The sequence below is a fragment of the Deferrivibrio sp. genome (assembly GCF_055117995.1).
In genome coordinates this window covers 43,354-65,502 of the sequence record NZ_JBSQOT010000008.1, presented here as the reverse complement: position 1 = coordinate 65,502, position 22,149 = coordinate 43,354, and the positions used below count along the sequence as shown (strand labels likewise).

At 33.1% G+C, this 22,149-nt stretch carries 22 protein-coding genes and 1 tRNA gene; 15 read left to right on the top strand and 8 right to left on the bottom strand.

Going from position 1 to position 22,149, the window contains the following annotated elements:
* The first annotated feature begins 105 nt into the window (after nt 1-105).
* Nucleotides 106-1,383, top strand: a complete 1,278-nt coding sequence (locus ACTCAF_RS04045; protein ID WP_463062018.1) for a cytochrome ubiquinol oxidase subunit I — start codon at nt 106-108, stop codon at nt 1,381-1,383.
* Complete coding sequence (locus tag ACTCAF_RS04040) at nt 1,383-2,477, top strand: hypothetical protein (RefSeq protein WP_463062017.1); 1,095 nt, start codon at nt 1,383-1,385, stop codon at nt 2,475-2,477. The genes ACTCAF_RS04045 and ACTCAF_RS04040 overlap by 1 nt, the downstream gene beginning before the upstream one ends.
* 6 nt (nt 2,478-2,483) lie before the next feature.
* On the opposite strand, the gene ACTCAF_RS04035 is transcribed toward ACTCAF_RS04040, so the two are convergent.
* Nucleotides 2,484-3,164 carry an RluA family pseudouridine synthase gene (locus ACTCAF_RS04035; protein WP_463062016.1) on the bottom strand — a complete coding sequence of 227 codons (681 nt, stop codon included), beginning with the start codon at nt 3,162-3,164 and terminating at the stop codon, nt 2,484-2,486.
* On the bottom strand, nt 3,161-3,988 hold the full coding sequence (locus ACTCAF_RS04030; RefSeq protein WP_463062015.1) for a class I SAM-dependent methyltransferase: 828 nt from the start codon (nt 3,986-3,988) through the stop codon (nt 3,161-3,163). Before ACTCAF_RS04030 ends, ACTCAF_RS04035 begins: the two co-directional genes overlap by 4 nt.
* A 249-nt stretch (nt 3,989-4,237) precedes the next feature.
* On the opposite strand from ACTCAF_RS04030, the gene ACTCAF_RS04025 reads away from it, so the two are divergent.
* Both ACTCAF_RS04025 and ACTCAF_RS04020 read left to right on the top strand, forming a co-directional pair.
* Nucleotides 4,238-4,663, top strand: coding sequence for a PepSY domain-containing protein (locus ACTCAF_RS04025; protein ID WP_463062014.1), 426 nt, complete (start codon nt 4,238-4,240; stop codon nt 4,661-4,663).
* A 105-nt stretch (nt 4,664-4,768) separates the two neighbouring features.
* Nucleotides 4,769-5,386 (top strand): hypothetical protein, encoded by a 618-nt coding sequence (locus ACTCAF_RS04020; protein ID WP_463062013.1) that lies wholly within the window; start codon nt 4,769-4,771, stop codon nt 5,384-5,386.
* A gap of 10 nt (nt 5,387-5,396) precedes the next feature.
* Here the strand turns inward: ACTCAF_RS04020 and ACTCAF_RS04015 are convergent, their stop codons facing one another.
* Complete coding sequence (locus tag ACTCAF_RS04015) at nt 5,397-6,230, bottom strand: DUF4405 domain-containing protein (RefSeq protein WP_463062012.1); 834 nt, start codon at nt 6,228-6,230, stop codon at nt 5,397-5,399.
* An 84-nt stretch (nt 6,231-6,314) separates the two neighbouring features.
* Here ACTCAF_RS04015 and ACTCAF_RS04010 point away from each other — a divergent pair, with 84 nt between their 5' ends.
* A complete protein-coding gene (locus ACTCAF_RS04010) occupies nt 6,315-7,490 on the top strand; it encodes a YihY/virulence factor BrkB family protein (protein WP_463062011.1) in 1,176 nt (391 codons plus the stop codon).
* Here the strand turns inward: ACTCAF_RS04010 and ACTCAF_RS04005 are convergent.
* Nucleotides 7,471-8,415 carry an ABC transporter ATP-binding protein gene (locus ACTCAF_RS04005; protein WP_463062010.1) on the bottom strand — a complete coding sequence of 315 codons (945 nt, stop codon included), beginning with the start codon at nt 8,413-8,415 and terminating at the stop codon, nt 7,471-7,473. The genes ACTCAF_RS04010 and ACTCAF_RS04005 overlap by 20 nt on opposite strands.
* A gap of 51 nt (nt 8,416-8,466) precedes the next feature.
* Between ACTCAF_RS04005 and ACTCAF_RS04000 the strand changes: the two genes are divergently transcribed.
* The 10 genes from ACTCAF_RS04000 to ACTCAF_RS03955 all read left to right on the top strand — a co-directional run bounded on the left by ACTCAF_RS04000 (nt 8,467) and on the right by ACTCAF_RS03955 (nt 19,461).
* Nucleotides 8,467-9,009 (top strand): hypothetical protein, encoded by a 543-nt coding sequence (locus ACTCAF_RS04000; RefSeq protein ID WP_463062009.1) that lies wholly within the window; start codon nt 8,467-8,469, stop codon nt 9,007-9,009.
* The gene (gene dnaG, locus ACTCAF_RS03995; protein ID WP_463062008.1) at nt 9,006-10,703 is read left to right on the top strand and encodes a DNA primase; all 1,698 of its coding nucleotides are present in this window, start codon (nt 9,006-9,008) and stop codon (nt 10,701-10,703) included. Before ACTCAF_RS04000 ends, dnaG begins: the two co-directional genes overlap by 4 nt.
* Nucleotides 10,704-10,706: 3 nt before the next feature.
* Nucleotides 10,707-12,512 carry an RNA polymerase sigma factor RpoD gene (rpoD, locus tag ACTCAF_RS03990; RefSeq protein ID WP_463062007.1) on the top strand — a complete coding sequence of 602 codons (1,806 nt, stop codon included), beginning with the start codon at nt 10,707-10,709 and terminating at the stop codon, nt 12,510-12,512.
* A 56-nt stretch (nt 12,513-12,568) separates the two neighbouring features.
* Nucleotides 12,569-12,642: transfer RNA gene (locus ACTCAF_RS03985), tRNA-Ile, on the top strand.
* 36 nt (nt 12,643-12,678) lie between these two features.
* Nucleotides 12,679-13,782, top strand: coding sequence for a Nif3-like dinuclear metal center hexameric protein (locus tag ACTCAF_RS03980; protein WP_463062006.1), 1,104 nt, complete (start codon nt 12,679-12,681; stop codon nt 13,780-13,782).
* A gap of 2 nt (nt 13,783-13,784) precedes the next feature.
* Nucleotides 13,785-14,498 (top strand): zinc ribbon domain-containing protein, encoded by a 714-nt coding sequence (locus ACTCAF_RS03975; protein ID WP_463062005.1) that lies wholly within the window; start codon nt 13,785-13,787, stop codon nt 14,496-14,498.
* Nucleotides 14,499-14,500: 2 nt separating this feature from the next.
* Nucleotides 14,501-14,905 carry a ribonuclease HI family protein gene (locus ACTCAF_RS03970; protein WP_463062004.1) on the top strand — a complete coding sequence of 135 codons (405 nt, stop codon included), beginning with the start codon at nt 14,501-14,503 and terminating at the stop codon, nt 14,903-14,905.
* The gene (locus ACTCAF_RS03965; protein WP_463062003.1) at nt 14,902-16,182 is read left to right on the top strand and encodes a GAF domain-containing protein; all 1,281 of its coding nucleotides are present in this window, start codon (nt 14,902-14,904) and stop codon (nt 16,180-16,182) included. Before ACTCAF_RS03970 ends, ACTCAF_RS03965 begins: the two co-directional genes overlap by 4 nt.
* Nucleotides 16,183-16,217: 35 nt before the next feature.
* Entirely contained in the window at nt 16,218-18,959 is a 2,742-nt protein-coding gene (locus ACTCAF_RS03960; RefSeq protein ID WP_463062002.1) for a tetratricopeptide repeat protein, read from the top strand.
* Complete coding sequence (locus ACTCAF_RS03955; protein WP_463062001.1) at nt 18,946-19,461, top strand: hypothetical protein; 516 nt, start codon at nt 18,946-18,948, stop codon at nt 19,459-19,461. The genes ACTCAF_RS03960 and ACTCAF_RS03955 overlap by 14 nt, the downstream gene beginning before the upstream one ends.
* On the opposite strand, the gene rsmI is transcribed toward ACTCAF_RS03955, so the two are convergent.
* The 4 genes from rsmI to ACTCAF_RS03935 are packed head-to-tail and all read right to left on the bottom strand — an operon-like array spanning nt 19,451 to nt 22,148.
* Complete coding sequence (gene rsmI, locus ACTCAF_RS03950) at nt 19,451-20,269, bottom strand: 16S rRNA (cytidine(1402)-2'-O)-methyltransferase (RefSeq protein WP_463062000.1); 819 nt, start codon at nt 20,267-20,269, stop codon at nt 19,451-19,453. The two genes, ACTCAF_RS03955 and rsmI, sit on opposite strands and share 11 nt — an antisense overlap.
* A 4-nt stretch (nt 20,270-20,273) precedes the next feature.
* Nucleotides 20,274-20,657 (bottom strand): DUF2914 domain-containing protein, encoded by a 384-nt coding sequence (locus tag ACTCAF_RS03945; RefSeq protein ID WP_463061999.1) that lies wholly within the window; start codon nt 20,655-20,657, stop codon nt 20,274-20,276.
* Between the two features lie 16 nt (nt 20,658-20,673).
* Nucleotides 20,674-21,630 carry a thioredoxin-disulfide reductase gene (gene trxB, locus ACTCAF_RS03940; protein WP_463061998.1) on the bottom strand — a complete coding sequence of 319 codons (957 nt, stop codon included), beginning with the start codon at nt 21,628-21,630 and terminating at the stop codon, nt 20,674-20,676.
* Entirely contained in the window at nt 21,630-22,148 is a 519-nt protein-coding gene (locus ACTCAF_RS03935) for a peroxiredoxin family protein (RefSeq protein WP_463061997.1), read from the bottom strand. Before ACTCAF_RS03935 ends, trxB begins: the two co-directional genes overlap by 1 nt.
* Nucleotide 22,149 lies beyond the last annotated feature (1 nt).

Sequence of the window (22,149 nt, the reverse complement as noted above, 5' to 3'; positions counted from 1 at the left end):
AAAATTACTGTTATAAACAGACCATATTTAAGAATATATAATCAAATATTTGCTTTTAGAATTTTTATGTATTATAATTAAATAAATTTTTAAAAGGAGGTAAAGATGGACTACCCTGTATGGATAAGTGATGTTTTATCAGGCGCCCAGCTTATTGCTATAATAGCTGTTTTTCATGCTTTTATCTCTCATTTTGCTGTTGGAATGGGATTATACGTTGTAATGGCAGAAAAATTGGCTATTAAGTCAGGTAACCAAAGCGAAAAATTATTCGTAAAAAAAAGTAGTGGTCTGATTCTTCTTATTTCTGCAGTACTTGGTGCTTTAACCGGAGTTGGAATATGGTTTAGCATTGCCCTTGTATCCCCGGCAGGGACAGCGGCACTGATACACATTTTTGTTTGGGGTTGGGCTACCGAATGGGTGTTTTTTGTCCTGGAGATTTTTGCCATCCTTGCTTACTTTTATACGTGGAATAAAATATCTGACAAAACACATGTTTTTTTAGGGTGGCTTTATTTTATTGGAGCATGGATGAGTCTTGCTATAATTGATGGCATTATATCCTTCCAGCTTACACCCGGTAATTTCCTTGAAACACATAGTTTTTGGGGGGCCTTTTTCAATGAGACATATTTCCCTTCCCTCATAGGAAGAACGGGAATCTCGTTGCTACTTGCAGGAATTTATGCAACCCTTGTTCTTTCCTTCACAAAAGACAAAAATATAAAAGTCAAATATGGCAGATTTTCAGGATATTTTATTATTGCAGGAGCTATTTTGACATTTGCAGGAATGGCCTGGTGGGTAAAAGCAATACCTGAAAATGTAAGAGAACAATTTTTGGGTGGAAACGAAATATTGTCAAATTTTTATCAAAATGCAATCTATCTTACCGTCATATTGACGGTAGTTGCAGCTATTTTTACATTGATTATACCAAAATATATGAATATCGCTTTTGCCCTGATACTGCTAATTCTGGGACAAGCAAGTTTTGGCTATTATGAATTTACACGAGAAAGAGTAAGAAAACCTTACGTAATAAGGGATTTTATGTATTCAAACGGAATCCTGAAAGGTGATGTGGAAAAAATCAAAAGTGAAGGTTTTTTAAACCTCAACAAATGGGCAACAGTAGGCCAGCCTGATACGGAAATTGGCAAAGGAAGGGGAATATTCAATTCTCAATGTAGGATATGCCATATGCCAAAAGGATTTAACGAATTGTACTCAAAAATCGAAGGGTTTTCAGCAGATGACCTGTACGGTATGCTGGAAGACCTTGACTCTAACCCTTTAATGCCACCTTTTGCTGGCAACAACGAAGATAAACAGGCTCTTTCAAAATACCTGGAAAAAATAGGGCAAGGGGGTAAATAATGGAAAATATAATAATACCTTCTGTTTCATCAATTCCACTTTCATCACCAGCATGGTTATTTGTATTCTTTTTGGTTTTTACATTTTTTGTTCATATTTTGTTTGTCAATCTTACTCTGGGTGGCACAATACTCCTTTTAATTTCCAAATATATAAGCAAAGTTTTTGCAAGTGAAACTCATAACGAAATTTCAGAGCAAATAGGCTATCTAAACACATTCAACATTTCTTTAACAATTACTACCGGTGTTGCACCTTTATTGTTTGTCCAGACAATGTATGAAAACTATTTCTACACATCTTCCATCCTGCTTTCATGGAAGTGGATACTTGTGCTTCTTGCAATAATTTTCGCATATTATTTTTACTACCTTTACAAGTTCAAACCATGGTATCTCAAATACTCAGGCGGAAAAGGTATTGTATTTATTATATTTGCTGCAATACTTTTTCTTTACGTGGCACTCATACTTGTGACAAACACTGCCCTTTCAATGCAGCCGGAGCTCTGGACAAAAATTTATTCAAAGCAAATTTCAGTTTTCAGTGCCAAGACTGTTATACCCCGCTTTTTCCACTTCGTATTGGCTGCAATAGCTTTCAGCGGATTGTTCTTAATGGTCTATTCAAAATTGAGAAAAAATTTCTCGGAAAAATTGAAAAATGCTATGTATGATTTTGGCAAAAAGGCATTTTTTTATACAACTATCGCAAATATAATTGTAGGAATCTGGTTTTTGTTCTCCAATGAAAAAAACATTTATATGCTGTTAATGGGCAAAAGTACAACAGGTACATTATTTTTTGTTATATCAATAGTATTAACCCTTCTTTCACTCTACTATATTTACAAAAACAAAGAAAATATAACTAACTTAAGTATCGTTGTTTTGGGAATAATTGGCAGTATGACCATAGTAAGAAGGGTGGTTGAAAATGGATATTTCAGCAAATACTTTTCACTTTCCGAACTTAAAGCAAGCCCCAATTGGACTATATTCACAATTTTTGTGTTACTTTTTGTTGCCCTTTTGTTTGTAATTTACTATAGCCTGGCTAAAATTAAAAAAGAAATACGTCAAGAACAACATTAAGAGGGGCTAACGCCTCTCTTTCTCTTCTCTGTCAAATATGTTCCATGGCCATTCGTCAGGAAGCTCTACCTTAAAAGTTATTTTTTCCTTTTTCACTGGGTGGATAAATGATACTTCACTATGAATCAGGGCTATTTTATCTTTTGAATAGATTGATTTGCTTCCATATTTTTTATCCCCCAAAACCGGTGAGCCTATAAATGAAAACTGTGCTCTTATCTGATGATAACGACCTGTATGCAGTTTTATTTTCGCAAGATACATACCATTGTTTTCCCCTATAATACTATACTCAAGCAACGCCTTTTTGAAACCATCTTTTTTAACGTCAGAAACCTCAGTAAAATGATTTTTATGCAGGAGATAATGCTTAAGAGTGCCATTTTTTATTGTGGGCGAATTTTCAATTACTGCCAGATATGTTTTGTGAAATTCACCATCTTTTATGATTTCATTCAGCCTTTTAAGCGCTTTTTCTGTTTTTGCAAAAACCACAATGCCACCAGTTTGCAGGTCAAGTCTGTGCACAGCATGGAGAAAAACATTGCCAGGCTTATTAAATTTTATTTTTAACCAATCTCTTATATTATCTTCCAAATTTTCAAAATGCTCCCTGGACTTTTGGGTAGGAATACCTGATGGTTTATTAACAACTACAATATGATTGTCATAATAAATTATGTTCATTTGCCAACCCAGCAGGCAACAGCCCCTGACGGGATATCAAAAGTGTCAGAAGGGATTAGAAGCTCTTCACAAAAGATTTTGCCACCCCTATTTTTGAGGTATGAAAATAGTATGTTTTCCAACACTTTTGGCGTAAATCCCGGAGTATGGCATGACAAAGTTACATATTTGCAATCCTCTGACATCAGCTCAACTACAAGCTCCATAATTTTTGACAAATCTCTTTCTATTTTAAAAACTTCACCTTTGCTCCCCCTTCCAAAAGTGGGCGGGTCCATAACAAAAGCATCGTATTTATTCCCCCTTTTCACTTCCCTCTTTAAAAATTTAATTACATCATCCGTAATCCATCTAACACTTTTAACATCAATATTGTTAAGCTCAATATTCTCTTTTGCCCAATCATTTATTTTTTGTGATGCATCTACATGTGTAACAAGCGCCCCTGATGCTGCACCTGCAATAGTTGCTCCACCTGTATAACCAAACAAATTGATCATTTTCTGTCCCTGAACGGCATTTTTCTCAATCAATTCCCATGTAGTCTTATGTTCCGGAAATATTCCGATATGACCAAAGTCTGTAAATTTTAGTTTGAAAAAATACTTGTGATATTTGACAACCTTTGAATCAATTTTTTTATTTTTGAAGTGCCATATATTATTGTCACCTCTTTCAAATATCACATCTGCCTTATTCCAGAATCTTTCATCTTTCATTTTTGGCCAGAATGCCTGAGCGCAGGGGCGGTCAATTATTAAATCACCAAGTTGCTCAAGCTTTCTCTCTTCACCTGAATCGAGTATTTTGTAAATGTAGTTCATAACTTTCCCCTTTTCTTAACAAAAACACTCATTAGCCTTTTTAATACACATTTTCAAGTCTATTTTGCCGAATGTTGTTTAAACTTAATTCATAATAAATGTATAAAAATTACACATAGTGTTACCTTTTCACACATATTTTTTTCGATTTTTTTATTAAATTCTTTATTATCAACATATTAAACCTAACAAATATTTTGGCACGCATGATGCTCATATATCTGCAACAAAACAACAAAGGAGGCAGTTATGAAAAAGTTATTGGTTTTTGCAGCAATCTTAGCTTTAGGAGCATCAGTTTATGCTTATGGCCCAGGATATGGTATGGGCTACAAAATGGGTAACGGCATGGGATATCAGGGTAATTTCGGTCCCGGCAACTGTCCAGGCTATGGAGGATTTGGTATGGGTCCAAGAGGTATGAAAGGCTTTAAAGGACCAAGAGGGCAATTTGCAGCAGAAGCAAAGAGCTTCACAAAAGAAGAAGCTACACAGGAAATTACAAAGTATGTTGAAGAAAATTTTAAAGGCTACAAAATACAGGAAGTAAAATCATTTGATATGCCAAGAGGGACAATATACTTTGCTGACGTAGTTGATGCTTCCGGCAACAAGTTTCAATTTAGATTAAATCCTTTTGGTCAGGTAGTAGGCCCATTCAAAACAAACAACTAAAAAAAGCCGGCACTTGCCGGTTTTTTTTTATTCTTTCATTTTATAAGAAAAGTTAATTATTGATTTTTGACCACCTCTCATTTACCTTATCCAAAGAGGTGTTATATGAAAAAATATTTAATAATCATGTCAATTTTTGTGTTTATCTCCTGCAGTAGCAAAAAGTTTGTAACTTATTCAGATTATGTCTTCAATCCACAAAACAGCTTTACAAGGCAATTAAAGGCACAATACACCGATGAGCTGAACCGGATAGCGCAAAAATTTGGCGAATATAACCTTGGGCTTCAACTAAATGGTGTTGGATTTACAAAAGGTTCTACGTGTATTGACTGCATTTATCAGGACGGCAACTTTTGGCTGTTTCTTTCTCTGGAACATGAAAATGTTGATGCAGGCAAAAATATTTCAAAAAAAGTTCGAGGACTTCTTGTGGCAAACAAACTCGTCAAAGATGCAGTATTTGCACTAAAATCGGTTAAGAGTGAAAAACTTATTGCCGATAATAATTTTATGGGCTTTTTAGTAAGTGGTACGTATGGAATATATGAAAACATCAACGAAATGTTAAAGCCAAAAAAGTTTGAAACAATTGACATATATATACCAAAAGATATTTTTGTGGATTATATAAACGGAAAAATCAGCTTAAATGAAGTAATAAATTTTTCCAAAGGGTACGTTGCCGATTTTGAATCAAAAGATTATCAAAGTATATTTTAAAAAAAGGGGCTTAACGCCCCTTCTTCATTATCATAAAAAGGTCTATAGGGGTAACCCCTATCTGAGATGCCATATCCTTCATCAGACTGTTTTCATTAAATTCAACGCCTGCTTTTTTAAGATTCTTAGCTACCATTTCCCTGTCAAGACCATACTTCTCAATTACGAGTGAAAAGCTTTTATTTCCAAGTCCTGAGCCTTCAGCGGGAATCTTATCCTCTGTACTTTTTTCATCGTCCTTGGGCACTTTTGCATCTTTTATTTTCAAATATAAATCCTGAGGTGTCATATTGTTTTTCTTGGCAATCTGAAGAATTGTTTCATTGGGACTGTCATAGACTATTGAATTTGATTTGAGAATCTCTTCAACCTTATTGAAATCAAGGTCAAGTTTTTTTGTAAAATTTTTCAGACCCACAAGTTCCGCATGTCCAAAAGGCGGCTCACCGTATCTGTCTGCCCAGTAATCATCAATATCGGACTGCCAGATAAACAGATCACTGAATGGGCTTACTTTATAATATGCTCCCAAGAATACTGCTGATGTTATAATGAGTGCAGCGATAAAGTTTGGCGTAAAAAGAACAAAATTTTTGGCTTTGTTTTTCATGTACTGCACAATCGCTTTCCAGTTTAAATAAATATGAAGAATTGAAGCTAACAGAAATAGCAATGAAGTTGCAGTATGCAGTTCACTGTATTGAGATTTCGTAAGCCCCAAAAGTTGCCAGCCTGCCCAGTAAGCGACCCTGCCCTCGGGAACTATAATCAAAATAAGTCCCGTATAACACATCACAAGAAAAGACAACAATGTTGTCAAGGAAACAATTTTTCTAAAACTCATAGATATACCTCCTTTTTTTTAAAACTATATTCATATTTCATGCCACAATAATAGCACGATAATTTCAGTAATTCCTTTCAAAATATGTATATTTTTTACACACCTTGTATAATCTTTACACATAAAAATGGATTTATAAAAATTTTTGAGGTATCATCAGCTATGATGAATTATCTTAAAAGATTATTTTCAATCATTCTGCTTGCAATTTACTCGGCAAATCAAAATAACATTCTGCTAAATGCTGGAGCGCTGACATTTTATTTTATATTATCACTTGTACCGGCCTTTTTGATACTGCTTACTATTTCAAATTTTATTGCACTTTCAAACAGTAATCTTCTTTTTCAAATTTTAACATCACTTTCAAACCTGAATGAAGATGTTGTGCTTTATTTATACAAAATAATAGAACAGTCTTCAAAGGCGGATATTCTGTCACTAGGTATTTCGGGAATTCTTTCAGTCATTTTAACTTCACTTTTATTTTCAAAAAGTCTCAATATTTCATTTGTTAACATATTGAATATAAGGCAAAAAAAAATAGTGGGATTATTGCTGCCGTTTTTGCTGAACATATCAGGTCTTGCAGTCCTAATCTTCGCTCTCGTATTGAAATTTAGCCTGATATTTGTTCATAACTTCTTTTTTAATTTTTTAAATATTGATTTGACAAAATTTATAGCCCTCTCTCAAAAGCTTCTTTTGGCACCTGTTTTAATATTTTTCGTTTCTGTATTTTTAAGTTACTATATTCTTTCGGGCAAAAAGCTTAAACTTTGGCTATCCTTTACAATTTCACTTCTATTCACATTCACGGTATTTGCATTAAACAAAATATACTTCTCTTTTATCGACATAAATATCTACAAAATGCTTTACGGACAAATAGGGTTATTGATATTCAGCCTATACTGGCTGTATGTTATTTTTATCTTTTATCTTTTTTACCTTCAATTAGGCGCATGTATTTTAAATTATAAAATATTTGTGATAAGATTCTGGCTAAAAAAGGGGCAATATTTTGGAAAAATACTTTCAAAAATTTTTCCTGAAAACTTTTCTGACAGTTTTATATTTTTGGAAGATATAAATGATGTAAAAAAACTTGAAGGCAAGAAATTTTTCATTATGGAGGGTTATTTGAAACTTAAAAAAGATAATAAAATTTTAATCAGGCAGGCGGGGGATATATTCAAATTAAAAGATGAAAGTGTAATAGATGTTGCAAACCTTCAGCTTATTGAGATACAGGATTAAAACATTTGCAACCGGATTTAAAAACAGGCTTTTTGTTACGGCATATCTCAATTTTCACCGGGCATCTTTCATAAAAAATACATTTATTTTCATATTCTTCAGTATTCTGAGTAATTTCACCGGGAATCGTTGTGAGTTTTTCTTCCCTGCTGTGTAGTCCAGGGATACATTTGTTCAGTAACATTGAATAAGGGTGTCTGAATTTTTCAGCAATAAGCCTATCTTTTTCAATAACTTCCACTATCTCACCGGCATAAATAACAGCAACCCTGTCTGCAATCTTTTTTATAAGACTTAAATCATGTGTAATAAAAATTATACTTAATCCCATATCAGAGTTAAGCATTTTCAGAAGATTTATAATGTTTGCCTGGACGGTAACATCCAGCGCTGTGGTAGGCTCGTCAGCTATCAATATTTCAGGATTGGAAGCAAGAGCAAGGGCAATCATCACCCTCTGATTCATACCTCCACTTAGATTGTGCGGATAATTTTTTAATCTGTGCAAAGGATTGTCAATTTCAACCTTCTTAAGCAAATTGACAGCTCTTTCTTTTGCTTCAGAATATGTTATGCCTCGAGCTGAGTTTTTAATAGTTTCTATCAATTGGTTTTCAATAGTAAAAACCGGATTAAGAGAAGCAGTGGGGTTTTGAAAAATCATTGAAATTTTTTTACCCCGAATATTTTTTATATTTTCTTCATTGATTTTTTCCTCTTTAAAGTAAATTTCTCCTGAAATCTTTCTCAGCGGGCTTTTAATTAGTCCAAGGATTGTCTTACCCAAAATAGTCTTACCACTACCTGACTCACCGACTAAACCCAGGATTTCCTTTTTTTCCAAAGAAAAAGAAATATCCCTTAAGATATAAAATCTTTTGTTGATATTTTCTAAAATTACATTTAAATTTCTAATTTCCAGCATAGTGTAAAAATAATATTTGAAAAAATAAAGAATGTCCATAGATTAGCTTACATGAATAAATTTTTGTTTTTTGAAGACGTTTTTATTAAAAAAAATAAAATCAAGGAAGCGCTTTCCCCCTTTATGGACATTGAATTTCACAAAGATACAAAAATCGAAAATTATGAATGTCTTATAGGATTTGGCAGCGGATGCTTCAAACTTTTTGAATTGATTGAAAATAGTTCTTATTTAAAAGATGTATTTTTAATTTCTTGTTATCTTGATTTTGACAGATTTTTAGCATGGACAGCAAGTGCTTGTTTAAAGGAAATAGCCGAAAAGATTGGGATTGATGTCAAAGATTTAAATGAAAACATAGATTTTAGTAAATTAAAAGGGAAAAAGTACTTCCTGAAAAAAGAAAAATTTAAATGCAAATTTCATCTAATCTATGGAATTGACAACAAACTTTTCAGTACAGATGATGCACTAAAAATAGTAGATCTGCTCGATTTTCCAAGGGTTCACCTCTTTGAAGAGGGTGGATTTGCACCTTTTCTTAAATTCCCTGAATACTTTGCAAATCTGATAACTGAGGAGATTAATAAATGATTCCTGACAGCGTTAGGGAAGAAATTTTAGAGCGTGTTAATATAGTTGAGCTTATATCTCAGTATGTGGACTTAAAGAGAAGCGGAAGAAATCATATGGGGCTTTGCCCTTTTCATCACGAAAAAACACCTTCGTTTAGCGTAAGCGAAGATAAAGGCCTGTTTCACTGCTTCGGATGCGGCGCTTCCGGAAACTCAATAGGTTTTATAATGAAAATACATAACTTTGACTTTGTAGAAGCAGTTGAATTTTTAGGAGAAAAATACGGTATCGAAGTAAAAAAAGAAGAGATTAAAGGGAAAAAAGAGTTTTTGTCCATCAATGAATATATTATAAAAGAAGCAAAAAAGGCCCTTTTTTCATCTGCCAATAAATTTGCAATGGAATACCTTTTAAAAAGGAATTTTAACACGGATACAATTGACGAATTTGATATAGGTTATGTCCCATCGCACTTTGATATCTCCTATCTCCTTAAGAATTTTTCGCTTGGTGAATTATATGACAGTGGGAATTTTTACAAGAAGGAAGGCAGGCTTTTTTTCAGATTTGCAGGAAGACTGATAATCCCTATAAAAAATGAGTCGGGCAAAGTAATAGCCTTTTCAGGAAGAAGCCTTGACGGGTCAATGCCAAAGTACGTAAATTCCCCTGAATCAAAATTTTTTAAAAAAAGAGAAACTTTATATAATCTTAACCTTGCAAAAAAATACATAAAAGAAAACAAGTTTTCCTTTATTGTTGAGGGCTTTTTTGACGCAATAAGACTTTATAGTGAAGGTTATAAAAACGTTGTGTCTCCGATGGGTACTTCATTCACAAAAGAGCAAACTGCAATTTTGAAAAGGTTTTCCGACGAAGGTGTTATAATTTTTGATGGGGACAATGCAGGCTTGAATGCCACTTTCAGGGCTGTAGATAACTGCATAGCATCAAATTTTTTCCCCAATGTGGTGTTTTTGCCAAAAGGTGAAGATCCGGACACATTTGTAAGTAAAAATCCGGAAAATTTCAAAAAACTATTGCAAAAAAAACAAGATATCCTAATTTTTCTCTTTACGCAAATGTATAAGAATTCGGAAAATAACCTGCAAAAAAAACAAAATATAAAAACACTTTTCGGCAAAGTACAAAAAATACAGGACCCTTTTAGCAAGAACTACTACGAAGAACAATTAACGAAAATATTTAATATTGACAAAGAAATACTTTATGCAGAATTTAATTCTCAAAAGACTTATGAAAAAAAGAGAAAAGCAACAGATATTTCCTATTTATGTGAAGAGTTTTTTTTGGTTGCTCTTTTAAATCTCCCGGAAGACATAGCCGACTCGCTACTGGTAGATATTAACGAAAACATGTTTTTGAATGAAAGAAATAAAAATATTTTTAAAAAAATTGTTGAAATTTTAAATAATGATGGTAATATCGTTGCTCTTTTCAATGACACAGATTACGGGGAAGCTATATCCAATATGACAGCTAAGTTTGTTGATATAAAGGACTACTATAAAGTTGCACTCGTAAATAAATATAAAATAGTTGACAATTTTCTTGACCAGGAAAGGAGAAAGCTAATCAACTTTCTGTCAGCCAAGAATTTATCACCATCGCAGTCAATGGAAACATTAAAAAAAATACAAGATATATTAAACAGACAAAAAGAAATCAGTGTCAGGCTTTCGGAGGTTTAATTTATGGCTAAGAAAATTAAAATCCCTGAAGTAAAACAATTAATAGCTTTAGGGAAAGAGAACGGTTTTGTTACTTTCGATGAAATCAATGATATCCTCCCTGAGGATGTGCTAACCTCTGAACTTTTGGATGAAGTGATGATGTTGCTTGCTCAACTCAAAATCGATGTAATTGACAACAAAAACAAAAAAAGCACTATTTTCACACCGCCTGACGAAGATGATATAGAAGATTCTGACTCAGAGCTTGTAAGCGATGATGAAGAGATAGAAAAAGAATCCCTTGCAACGGATGACCCGGTAAGATTGTACTTGCGGGAGATGGGTAATATCCCTCTTTTGAGCCGTGAAGAAGAGGTTGAGGTAGCCAAAGAAATTGAAGAAGGGCAAAGAAAGGTTATAAAAAGTGTCCTCTCCTTTCCCATGACAGCCCAGGAAATTATGGAAATATCTGAAAATATCAAAAATGGTGAATTAAGATTAAAGGATATTATAAATCTTGATGATGATCTCGATCTTGACGATTCAGATATAGATTTTGAAGAGATGGAAGAGGAAGAGATAAAAAACTTTAAGGACGAAAAAGAGGCTCAAATAAGAGAACAATATGCTGCCATTTTTGAAGAGATAGTTGAAAAACTTAAAAACAATATAGCCAAAATCAAAAAGATGAAATCTACCGGCACCAGCATAGACAACATTCTCACTTTAAAACAGGAAGTTCAGGAAACAATTGAGGAAATAGCCAATAAGCTTTTGTCAATAAAAGTTAATTACAATAAGATATGCGAAATTGCAAACCAGATTAAGTTTACCTATGAAGAAATTAAAGATGCTGAAGCATCCGCATTGAGAGTTTTTAATATTTTGAAGATAAACCCTGATACAGATATATTTGAAATTGCCAATAATGAAATTTATGAAAAGGCAAAAAGCGTGCATCTTGGTAAAAAAGATTCAGAGCTTTTAATAAAAAAGCTCGAAGAATCAAAAAATATAATCGAAAAGAAACTTAAAAGTCTTGGTTTTGATAAAACTGAGCTTGAAGTTATCTACGAAAGTCTTATTGAAGGTGAAAGAGAGGCATCAGAAGCAAAATCCAAATTAATAGAAGCAAACTTGAGACTGGTGGTAAGTATTGCCAAAAAATATACAAACAGAGGGTTACAATTCCTGGATCTTATTCAGGAAGGCAATATCGGCCTGATGAAAGCTGTTGAAAAATTTGAATACCAGAGGGGCTACAAGTTTTCAACTTATGCCACATGGTGGATAAGACAGGCCATCACAAGGGCAATTGCCGACCAGGCCAGGACAATACGAATACCTGTCCACATGATTGAAACCATAAATAAAATGCTTAAGATACAAAGACAGCTTCATATCGAAACAGGAAAAGAGCCTACACCGGAAGAGATTGCTGAAAAAATGGAAATACCTGTTGATAAAGTTAAAAAAGTGCTCAAAATAGCCAAGGAGCCCGTTTCCCTTGAAACTCCCATTGGTGAGGATGAGGATAGCAATCTGGGAGATTTTATAGAAGACAAGAAGGCCAAAAACCCACTTGATGAAGTAACCTATTTAAAATTAAAAGAAAATACAAAACACATTCTTGATACTCTATCTCCGAGAGAAGCCAGCGTACTTAGACTAAGGTTTGGAATTGACTGCTCATCTGATCATACGCTTGAGGAGGTAGGTAAAAGGTTCAATGTTACAAGGGAGCGTATCAGACAGATTGAAGCCAAAGCCTTAAGAAAGCTTAGACACCCTACAAGAAGCAGAATTTTAAAAACATTTTTTGAATAAAATTTTGTTGACAAATGGAAAAAAAATATTAATATAACAGTCCGTTTTGGGAATAAGGGCCAATAGCTCAGTTGGCTAGAGCCACCGGCTCATAACCGGTAGGTCCCAGGTTCGACTCCTGGTTGGCCCATTTTTTTAAGGCACTTTGTGCCAACATTGGAATGGTATGTCAGTTGAAATTATAAATATATTAAAATTCTTTGAAAACGAATTCTCGGATCTATCAAGACAATATGAATGGGACAACAGTAACCGACAAATAATAGTTGGTTATGATAAGGTCAGTAAAGTTGCCCTGGCTTTAGATCCTACTAAAAAGGTAATCCAGGAAGCAATCGATAAGGGGTGTGAGTTACTGATAACTCATCACCCCCTTTTTTTTGGAAAGGTAAAAAATATAATAAAAGGGGATTTGCTTTCTGACAAAATTCTTATTGCAATACAAAACAGGCTGAATATCGTTTCATATCATACAAATTTTGACCTGGCTAATTACAGTTTAAACGATTTTCTGGCAGAAAAGCTAAATGCAATCATTGTTGATAATTTTATAGATGAAGGCAAAGAAAAATATTATAAATTTGCAGTTTATGTGCCTGTTGGCTATGAAAATAAAATTATTGAAGCAATAGATATTTCCGGTGCCGGCCAGATTGGAAATTACAAAAAATGCACATTTCGCAGCACAGGGAAAGGCACATTTGAGCCAGGAGAAAACACAAACCCATTTATAGGAAAAATGGGGAAACTTGAAGAAGTTAAAGAATCAAGACTTGAAACGATTGTAAGTGAAAAAAATCTCGAAAAACTGATTAAAAATGTTGTAGATACACACCCTTATGAAGAAGTTGCTTATGATGTTTACCCTCTGGAAATTGGTAAAAATTATGGCCTTGGAAGAATCTGTAAATTAAAAAATCGAACAGACGTAAAAACGTTTATGAAAGAAGTTTCTAAAAAGCTAAATTGTGAAATCAGATATAACTTCATAGACGACACCCTATACTTTGACACATTTGCGGTAGTAACGGGAAGCGGGGCATCTTTGTGGAAAAACTGCAAAAAGAAAAATATAAAAATACTGCTTACCGGCGACATGAAACATCATGACGCAATTGACGCTGAAGAAGCAGGGGTAACTATTATAGATGCAGGGCACTATGCCACTGAAAAAGTTTTTATGGAATACTTGAAGAAAGTCATAGAAAGCAAATTCAACATAGAAGCTATAATAATTAATGAAGAAAATAGTATAAAAAACTGGAGGTAGTTATGCTGCAAGAGCTTGAAAACTTAAGAGTATTACAGAAAATTGACAACCAAATCTTTGATATAGAAAACTTTTTGGCCGTTGTCCCCGGTAATATTTTAAAACTTCAAGAAGAGTTCGACACTAAAAATCAAAAATTTGAAGAATTAAGCACTCTTTTAGTTCAAACTAAAGAAGAGAAGTTAAAATCTGAAAAAGAATATGAAGAAAAGAAAAAACTTCTTACAAATGCCCAGAAGAAGCTTTCCACAGTAAAAAACAATAAGGAATATGAGGCCGTACTTAAAGAGCTTGATACGTTGAAAAAAGAGATTAACACTCTCGAATACAAAGTACTTGAGTTGTCAGACAATCTTGAGAATCTAACCAAACAAACAGAAGATTTAAAAGGGGAGCTTGCAAAAATTGAAGAAGAGCTTAATAAACTCAAACAAGAAAAAAACGAGGCAGACAAAGATAAAATTGAACAACTCACAAAGCTTAAGGAAGAAAGGCAGATTGCTGCTTCCAATATTAAAAGACAGTACCTGTCAAAATATGAAACCATACGAAAAGTGAGAAACAACCTGGCTATCGTAAGAGTTGAACAGGAAACCTGCACAGGATGTTATATGAAAATACCACCGCAACTTTATGTGGAGGTAAAAAAGAATACAAGCATTCAACAATGTCCCAACTGCCAGAGATTTTTATACTTTCTTGAAGAAAGTGAATAACCGTGAAATATAAAATTTTTGCAGACGGGGCATCAAGCGGCAACCCGGGCCCTGCAGGATATGGTTTTGTAATTTTTGATGAAAACGGCAATTTGGTTGCCGAAGCATCAAAATCAATCGGAGTTGCAACAAACAATGTAGCCGAATACTCAGGTGTTTTATTTGCTTTGAAAAAAATTCAAACATTAAAACCTGAATTTGTAGAAATACTTCTTGACTCTGAACTTATTGTAAAACAGATAAAAGGAGAATACAAGGTAAGAAATGAGGCTTTGAAAAAGATTTATGATGAAGTAATCTTAATTTTAAAGGATTTAAAATATGAAATCAAACATATCCCGAGAAATTTGAATACACATGCCGACAAACTTGCCAAAAAAGCATCAGAGGGTAGCAAAGTCAAATGATTCCGGTATTATTATTATCTGATGAAATAAGTGAAATAAAGGTTGTTTCTGAAATATGCAAAAAAAACAACCTGATGTTTATATTTGTAAGTGATCTAATTCAGTTTAAGAATATATTAATTAAAGAAAAGATAGTTGTGGCAATATTAAATTCCAAACTGTTAAACAGCCCAATTGAGACAATAGACGACTTAAGAAGCAAAGGTTGCAATACTTCATTTATCTACATAGGCGACAAAGAATTTGACAGGGCAAGAGCTCTTCTAAGGTCAGGTTTTTATGATTATCTCCCCATAGGATATTTAGAAAGCGAATTTGAAGAATCAATAATGGGCGCAATAGATAATGTATATACCTTTGAAAAGATTAAAGGCTTAAGTGAAGATCTGGAAAAAACCAATAAAAGTCTCTTAAGAAAAACAGAAGAGCTGGAAAAAGAAAAGAAAAACCTTAATGAGCATATCAGGACGCTTAAAACAATTCAAAAATTTGTAAAAGAGATAAGCCTCAGGCGAAATCTTGATGAAATAGTTGATATTACATTGAAATATCTGAGTGAAAAATTTCATGACAGAATAATAGTATTGACACTCATTGATGATTTTAAGGAAACCGTATTCGGAACATACAACATCAGCTATGACACATTAAAAAATTTGACTTTCGATTTAAAAGACTTAAAAGATGCTCCCTGGGCCAACACTCTTCTTGAACAAAAGGTTCCAGTATATGTTGAAAACCCTCTTGAAGATGACTGGTATAGAGATTCAAAAGTAACTCCTTATTTTCCTTACGGCTTTGCAAAATTCCCATTAATATCAAGGAATAAGGTCTCTGGCACTATCACGATATCCCTTAAGACAGGTGATAAGAGTGAAATTGCCCAACACGAATCATATATCTTTTTCATCTCTGAACACACTGCTATTGCTATAGATAATCTCAAGCTTCATGAAGAGCTTCTAAAATCCATTGAAAACCTGAAAAAAACTCAACAGCAGCTTATTGAACATGAAAAGGTTTCTACTCTTGCAAAACTTGCCGTAAGTGTGAATCACGAAATAAATAATCCGCTTTGTTCAATCTCCCTTAATGTCGAGCTACTTAAAAGAAATTTTTTAAAAGACAATAATGAACAATTAAAAAAAATATTTGAAGCATTGGAGAAAAATATAGAAAAGATAAGTGAGATAACAAACAAGATAAACAATATGAAAAAAATTGTCACAAAAGAGTATCTCCCCGGAATCGAAATGATTGACCTTGAAAATAATTAACTAAATTTTTTGGTTTTTTTGCCGATAAAACTTACATGAAAAAAACTATAATTATAGCTTTGTCAATTTTGGTGCTTTCTGTTGCCTGCTCTGATAAAAAAAAGGAAATTTCAAAAGACAATATCTCTGAACAAAAGCCAATAGAATCGGTTGTTGTCGCAAAAACACCTGAGTTATCAAAGGGTAACTCTCTTTTTTTGAACGGAAAATTTGATGAAGCAATAAGTTACTACGAAAAAGGGCTTAATGAAAACAAGGCCGCGGCATTTTATAACATCGGCGTAAGCTATTTTTTACTGGAAAATTATGAAGAAAGTAAAAAATATTTCCAGATGGCCTATGAGCTTGATAACACATTCACTGAGGCGTACGTAAATCTTGCAGCATCACTTATCCAGCTTAATGAGCTTGATAAGGCTGAGAAAATAATACACGAGATAGAAGATAAATATAACTCTTCAAAGCTTTTGATAAATGCTGCCAATATTTATCTAAAAAAAGGGAATACAGCAAAAGCGTTTTATTATCTGGAAAGGTCAAAAGATAAAGCACAAGACACAGATTTTTATAAAAGTTCATTTGGAACATACCTTTTAAGCATTGGTGAGTATGACAAAGCAATAGATACGCTCGAATCAGTAAAAAACAAAGGCTACAATGAGTATTACAACCTGTCATTGAGCTACTACAACACAAGAGATTATAAAAAGTCTATTTTTTATGCAAAAAACGCCCTTAATGAAAAAAATACTGTTGAAGCATATGAGATTCTTGCAAAAAACTTTGAATCAATGAATGATTTTATTCTTGCCGCAGAAACTTACAGAAACCTTCTCAAAATTGAGGATACTGAATTTTACAAATTGAAATATGCCAGTGCTTTATACAAAAGCGGTGATTACGACAGAGCAATCAGTGTACTTGCAGCCCTGATAAAAGGGAATCCTTTGTTAAAAGAAGCATATCTACTTAAATATAAAATACATGATGAACTAAATGATATAGAAGAAGGAACGAAAACAATTAATGATGCATACAAAAATATTTATGATAATGAAATTATATATAAGTATGTCTGGCATTATCTTGTTAGACTAAATAAAGTTAATTTTGCAAAAAATGTGATATTTGGTGGGAATTTTAATGCTGACCTGTCAAATCTCTTAAAAAGTCTTTACTATCTAAAAAACAAAAACTATCAGGAAGCAAAGAATTATCTTGATAAAGTTAAAGAACTTAAAAACAGTGATTATTATCTGCTTGTATCCTATTACTTTATAAAAATGAAAAAATACAAAAATGCCCTTGAATACACAAAATATATAGACAATGATGCTCCTGAAAAGCTCTGGTATGAATTTGTAGCTTACTGGAATTTAAAAGAACAAAACAAGATAATTGAGATTGCAGATGCATTTCAGGCAAATATAAAAATTTTCAAGAAAAAGCCTGAGATAAGTATAAACATAAAGCCCGTCCTGAATGATTTTGACCTATCATTTCCATTTTATGGAAATTTTGAAGATACCTTAAGACTTTCTCTTACACCCATAATTATTAATCCCGATGAAATGCTTGATTTTTTGGCTCTTGGCTACAAGCTACTACAGGAAAAAGAAAGCAGAAAAGCCCTTGAAGAACTAAAAAAATCAGTTCAATTTGCAACAGCAATAGATGAAAATAACAAAGGGGTTATGGCCTTTATTGATTACGACTATGTCAAAGCTTTACAACATTTCAAAAATGCAGACGAAAATCTGAAAAACAACTCAATAATTCTTTATAATATCGGTCTTTCATACTTGAATCTTGGGGAAAAAAATTTAGCATATGAATATTTTGACAGAGCAACAATATTTAACAGGTTTACACTTCAGGCCTATCTTGGCAAAGCAATCATCCTCAAAATAAACGGTGACACTACAAGAAGCTTGAATCAATATGGTCTTGCCATCTCAAACTATGAAATAATGCTCGCAAACAACGAAAAATTTCTCCCATATTTTGAAGTTGCAAAATATTATGCTGAAATTGGGCTTGGCAGATACTCAAAAGTGCTTGACGAGTTGATAACTAAAGCTGATGAGACCGAGTTTTACAGGTATATTGTAAACCTTGCATATTATCTTAAAGATAATGACAAAAAATACCTCAGCGAAATTCAAAATCTCAATATTTTCAGAAACAAAGAAATTTATAACCTTATAACGATAATTCAAAAAGATGAAACAAAAATTATCGACTCAAAAGATTTAAGCTACAACACTATGATAGCCAATATTATGGCTTCAAACGGCCTGAAATATCCCTTTAATTATCTTGAAAATGCACCTTCGCTGAAAGAAGATATTTATAGAAATATCTTGTCAGGAAATTATGACAATGCCTTTAGGTTGCTTCAAACATTCTCGAGAAAGTATTTTAAAAGCGGTGACTTATACAAGACCTCAATGTATTATTTTATGGTGGTAAATGACAAAATCAATGCGGAAGCATCAATGACTGCACTTGAAAAGGTTAAAACAAAAGACATTTACACGGAGTACTACAAAATTCTTTACTTTCTTAAATATTTTAATGAAAAAAGGTTAATACGACAGGTAAACAGTTTTATCGAAAGCTATCCTTATGATTTTAGAGGGATTGCGGCCAATGCAATTTTGTCATTTAAAAATTCAAACTTTAAAAATCTTAAAAATGATATTATAAATATGCTTACGATGGATAAAGATTTTTTAAATAAATTATCACTGGAGATAATCATTGAAGATTTATAAAATTGAAAAAGTGTATATCTCACTGCTTGTTATTCTCCTGGCAGCCTCATTTATTTTTGCTTTTTCCCATGTATTAATCGGCGGCAATAATATAAAGTTTATAATCATAGGTTTTCTCATACTTTTTATAATTTTTAATATAGTTAATTTGCTGGGGAAAAAAGTTGAAATTGATGAAAACAGCATCACAATCAAATCGTTAACCGGTAAAAGGAAAATTGAGTTTGATAAGATTGAAGATATTACTCCGCTAAAATTAAAAGGGAGATACATATTTATAATCTCAGATAATGAAAAGTATGGATTTTTATCATCAATGTTTGAAAAATTTGACGAAATTTTGGAAGCTTTGAAGAAAAATGCACCTGATAGCAACAATGAAAAAATATCAGAAATTACAATAAAGGATATCAACTCCAGAAAAAAAATATTTATTGCTTTCTTGATTGCTGCCACTATTTTTCTTATTGCGGCATCTGTTTTAAATTTTGCTACTCTTTAAAGTCAGTTAATAAGGGATATATTTCATTTCTTTTAAAACCAAGCACCTTCATCAATGACAAAATATCTTTATTGGAAAATTTTTCCTGTTTTAATTTTTCTATCAATTTTAGTGGATTATATTTGGTGGTTTCTGTTTCCTCTTTATAATTGTTGTCAATGACTATTACAAACTCCCCCTTTAAAATAATATTTTCAATATCTTCTTCACTATTTATGTAAATTTTTTCTTCATAAATCTTTGTAAGCTCTCTTAAAACACATATTTTGTCAAAATTCTTAAACAGAAGAAAAAGGGTTTCTTTTATCCTGTGTGGCGATTCATAAACAATAATTGTGGAATTGATACTTTTCAAATACTCAATCTCATTTAATTTATCGTTTTTTTTATGGCTTAAAAAGCCTTTAAAATAAAAGTTGTTTGTAGGAAAACCTGATTTTAGCAGTGCTACTGTCAAAGCTGTCGCACCTGGCAACACCTGAAAATCAATTTTTTCTTCACTGAGCCTATTTGTAAGTACACTGCCAGGGTCTGAAATACAGGGCATACCAGCCTCACTTACAATGGCCACACTTTTGCCATCTTTAATGTACTGCAAAACAGTATCAATGGTTTTTAGCTCATTGTCTTTGTGGAAAGATTTGATCGGCTTTTTGATGTTGTAATGGTTGAAAAGTTTTAAAGTAGACCTCGTGTCTTCAGAAAAAACTATATCCACATTTTTAAGTACTTCAAGGGCCCTTAATGTTATATCACCAAGATTGCCGATGGGTGTCGGCACAAAAAATATTTTTTCTCTATATTCCAAGCTGTTACTTTACCGTAAAACTTTTTGAGCCAATAAGTTTGCCATCTTCAGCATAAACTTCTACTTTCCATTCACCTTCCCAGTTAGGCAAAATCCTTTTGGAGCTATATGTCCTCCACTTATTGCTGTTAACCTGGAGAGGGACTTCAGCAATTATATTATTGTCATAAAGCCATATGTGCACAACCTTTGTAGGATATTTATCTGTAACAATTTCAGTAAAGCAATAAATTTTCCCCACATTTGCAGAAAATGTTTCTGAAACCCCTGCAGGTTCCCTGTCAACTATGTCGGTAGCAATAGCAATTCTGTTTACAGAAGTATCCGCAAATACCCCCGAAACAAAAACAAAGGTTGTAATAAGTATAAAAAATAACAGTTTTTTCATAACCACTCTCCCTCTTTTAAAAATTCTCTTCAATATATTTTTCAGCTGATTTTGCAGCAATAGCACCATCTGCAACAGCAGTCACAACCTGTCTTAGCTCTTTCAGCCTGTTATCACCGGCAGCAAAAATTCCAGGTATTTTTGTTGCCATATGCTCGTCAGTTTTTATAAACCCCGAATCATCCATATCCACCATACCTTTAAGAAGCTCAGTATCAGCTGTCCATCCTATAAAAACAAACACTCCGTCCACTGGCAAATCAAAATCTTTTTCCTCAACTCGATTGTGCAATGTAATAGCATTAATTTTCTCTTCCCCTTTTACTTCTTTGACTACACAATTGTAAATAAATTCTATTTTAGGATTTTTAAATGCCCTATCCTGTAATATTTTTGCAGCCCTCAGCTTATCTCTTCTGTGAACAATATATACTTTTTTTGCAAACTTTGTAAGATAATTACCTTCCTCAACAGCCGAGTCACCACCGCCAATAACTGCCACAACTTTATCCTTATAAAATGCCCCGTCGCAGGTGGCACAAAAAGAGATACCTCTTCCAAGAAATTTATTTTCTCCGGGCACTTCAAGGTGCAAAGGTTTGGCACCTGTTGCGAAAATTATACTTTTGGCTTTTATCTTATGTACACTGTGTTCAAGATGAATAATTTTATATTTTCCGTCAATTTCTATTTTCCCGCATATCCCGTTTTTAACCTGTACACCAAATTTTCTCGCATGTAAAAACATCTTTTCAGCCAGGTCCCCACCCATTATTCCATCAGGAAACCCCGGATAATTTTCAATAATCTCTGTAATTCCAACCTGTCCACCAGGGAAATTTTTCTCCAGAATAATCGTATCCAGATTATCTCTTGCGGCATAAATCCCTGCAGTAAGACCAGCAGGGCCTCCACCGATAATAGCTATATCGTACAAATCTTTTAAATCATCGTAGTTAAAAAACTGCTCCATCAATATCTCCTTAAAATATCATTAATTGCTCTGACCGATGGAAGCTTAGCCTGGTAAACAACCTTGTTATCAGAGTTAATCATATAAAAATGAGGCCAGCTCCTTATTCCATAATCATCAGCAAGTTTACTTATATTAGCACTATAAGTTATATTTTCAAGCAGTTTGTATTTATTTTTCTGCAAAATTTTTTTCAGTAATTCAACATCAACAGGTTTCTTAAAAATAAGGAAAATGTCAATATTAAAGCTTTCAGCAATCAGTTTTAAATCAGGAATAACCTTTAAGTAATAAGGGGAATAGACACTTGCTTTATCAAAAAATATAAGAAACTTGTTACTCCTGTAGTCATTAAGCAAAAATTTCTCGCCGTTGAGCGTATACAAAATGGTATCAGGTATCCTGGAAGAAACCGGCAGCGGTGAGTTTAAACGATATGAATACAAAAAATAAAAAAGATAGGCTACAATTAAATATACCAGTAAGTTTTTCGGGCCAAAAAGCTTCGGTTTTGACATC

Coding starts and splice junctions, on each gene's coding strand:
- ACTCAF_RS04025 (WP_463062014.1), top strand. CDS start 4,238: ATGAAAAAGTTATTGGTTTTTGCAGCAATCTTAGCTTTAGGAGCATCA.
- ACTCAF_RS04030 (WP_463062015.1), bottom strand. CDS start 3,988: ATGAACTACATTTACAAAATACTCGATTCAGGTGAAGAGAGAAAGCTT.
- ACTCAF_RS03945 (WP_463061999.1), bottom strand. CDS start 20,657: ATGAAAAAACTGTTATTTTTTATACTTATTACAACCTTTGTTTTTGTT.
- ACTCAF_RS04000 (WP_463062009.1), top strand. CDS start 8,467: ATGAATAAATTTTTGTTTTTTGAAGACGTTTTTATTAAAAAAAATAAA.
- ACTCAF_RS03935 (WP_463061997.1), bottom strand. CDS start 22,148: ATGTCAAAACCGAAGCTTTTTGGCCCGAAAAACTTACTGGTATATTTA.
- ACTCAF_RS03980 (WP_463062006.1), top strand. CDS start 12,679: ATGTCAGTTGAAATTATAAATATATTAAAATTCTTTGAAAACGAATTC.
- ACTCAF_RS04035 (WP_463062016.1), bottom strand. CDS start 3,164: ATGAACATAATTTATTATGACAATCATATTGTAGTTGTTAATAAACCA.
- rpoD (WP_463062007.1), top strand. CDS start 10,707: ATGGCTAAGAAAATTAAAATCCCTGAAGTAAAACAATTAATAGCTTTA.
- trxB (WP_463061998.1), bottom strand. CDS start 21,630: ATGGAGCAGTTTTTTAACTACGATGATTTAAAAGATTTGTACGATATA.
- ACTCAF_RS04045 (WP_463062018.1), top strand. CDS start 106: ATGGACTACCCTGTATGGATAAGTGATGTTTTATCAGGCGCCCAGCTT.
- ACTCAF_RS04010 (WP_463062011.1), top strand. CDS start 6,315: ATGTATATTTTTTACACACCTTGTATAATCTTTACACATAAAAATGGA.
- ACTCAF_RS03960 (WP_463062002.1), top strand. CDS start 16,218: ATGAAAAAAACTATAATTATAGCTTTGTCAATTTTGGTGCTTTCTGTT.
- ACTCAF_RS04015 (WP_463062012.1), bottom strand. CDS start 6,230: ATGAGTTTTAGAAAAATTGTTTCCTTGACAACATTGTTGTCTTTTCTT.
- dnaG (WP_463062008.1), top strand. CDS start 9,006: ATGATTCCTGACAGCGTTAGGGAAGAAATTTTAGAGCGTGTTAATATA.
- ACTCAF_RS03965 (WP_463062003.1), top strand. CDS start 14,902: ATGATTCCGGTATTATTATTATCTGATGAAATAAGTGAAATAAAGGTT.
- ACTCAF_RS04020 (WP_463062013.1), top strand. CDS start 4,769: ATGAAAAAATATTTAATAATCATGTCAATTTTTGTGTTTATCTCCTGC.
- ACTCAF_RS04005 (WP_463062010.1), bottom strand. CDS start 8,415: ATGCTGGAAATTAGAAATTTAAATGTAATTTTAGAAAATATCAACAAA.
- ACTCAF_RS04040 (WP_463062017.1), top strand. CDS start 1,383: ATGGAAAATATAATAATACCTTCTGTTTCATCAATTCCACTTTCATCA.
- ACTCAF_RS03975 (WP_463062005.1), top strand. CDS start 13,785: ATGCTGCAAGAGCTTGAAAACTTAAGAGTATTACAGAAAATTGACAAC.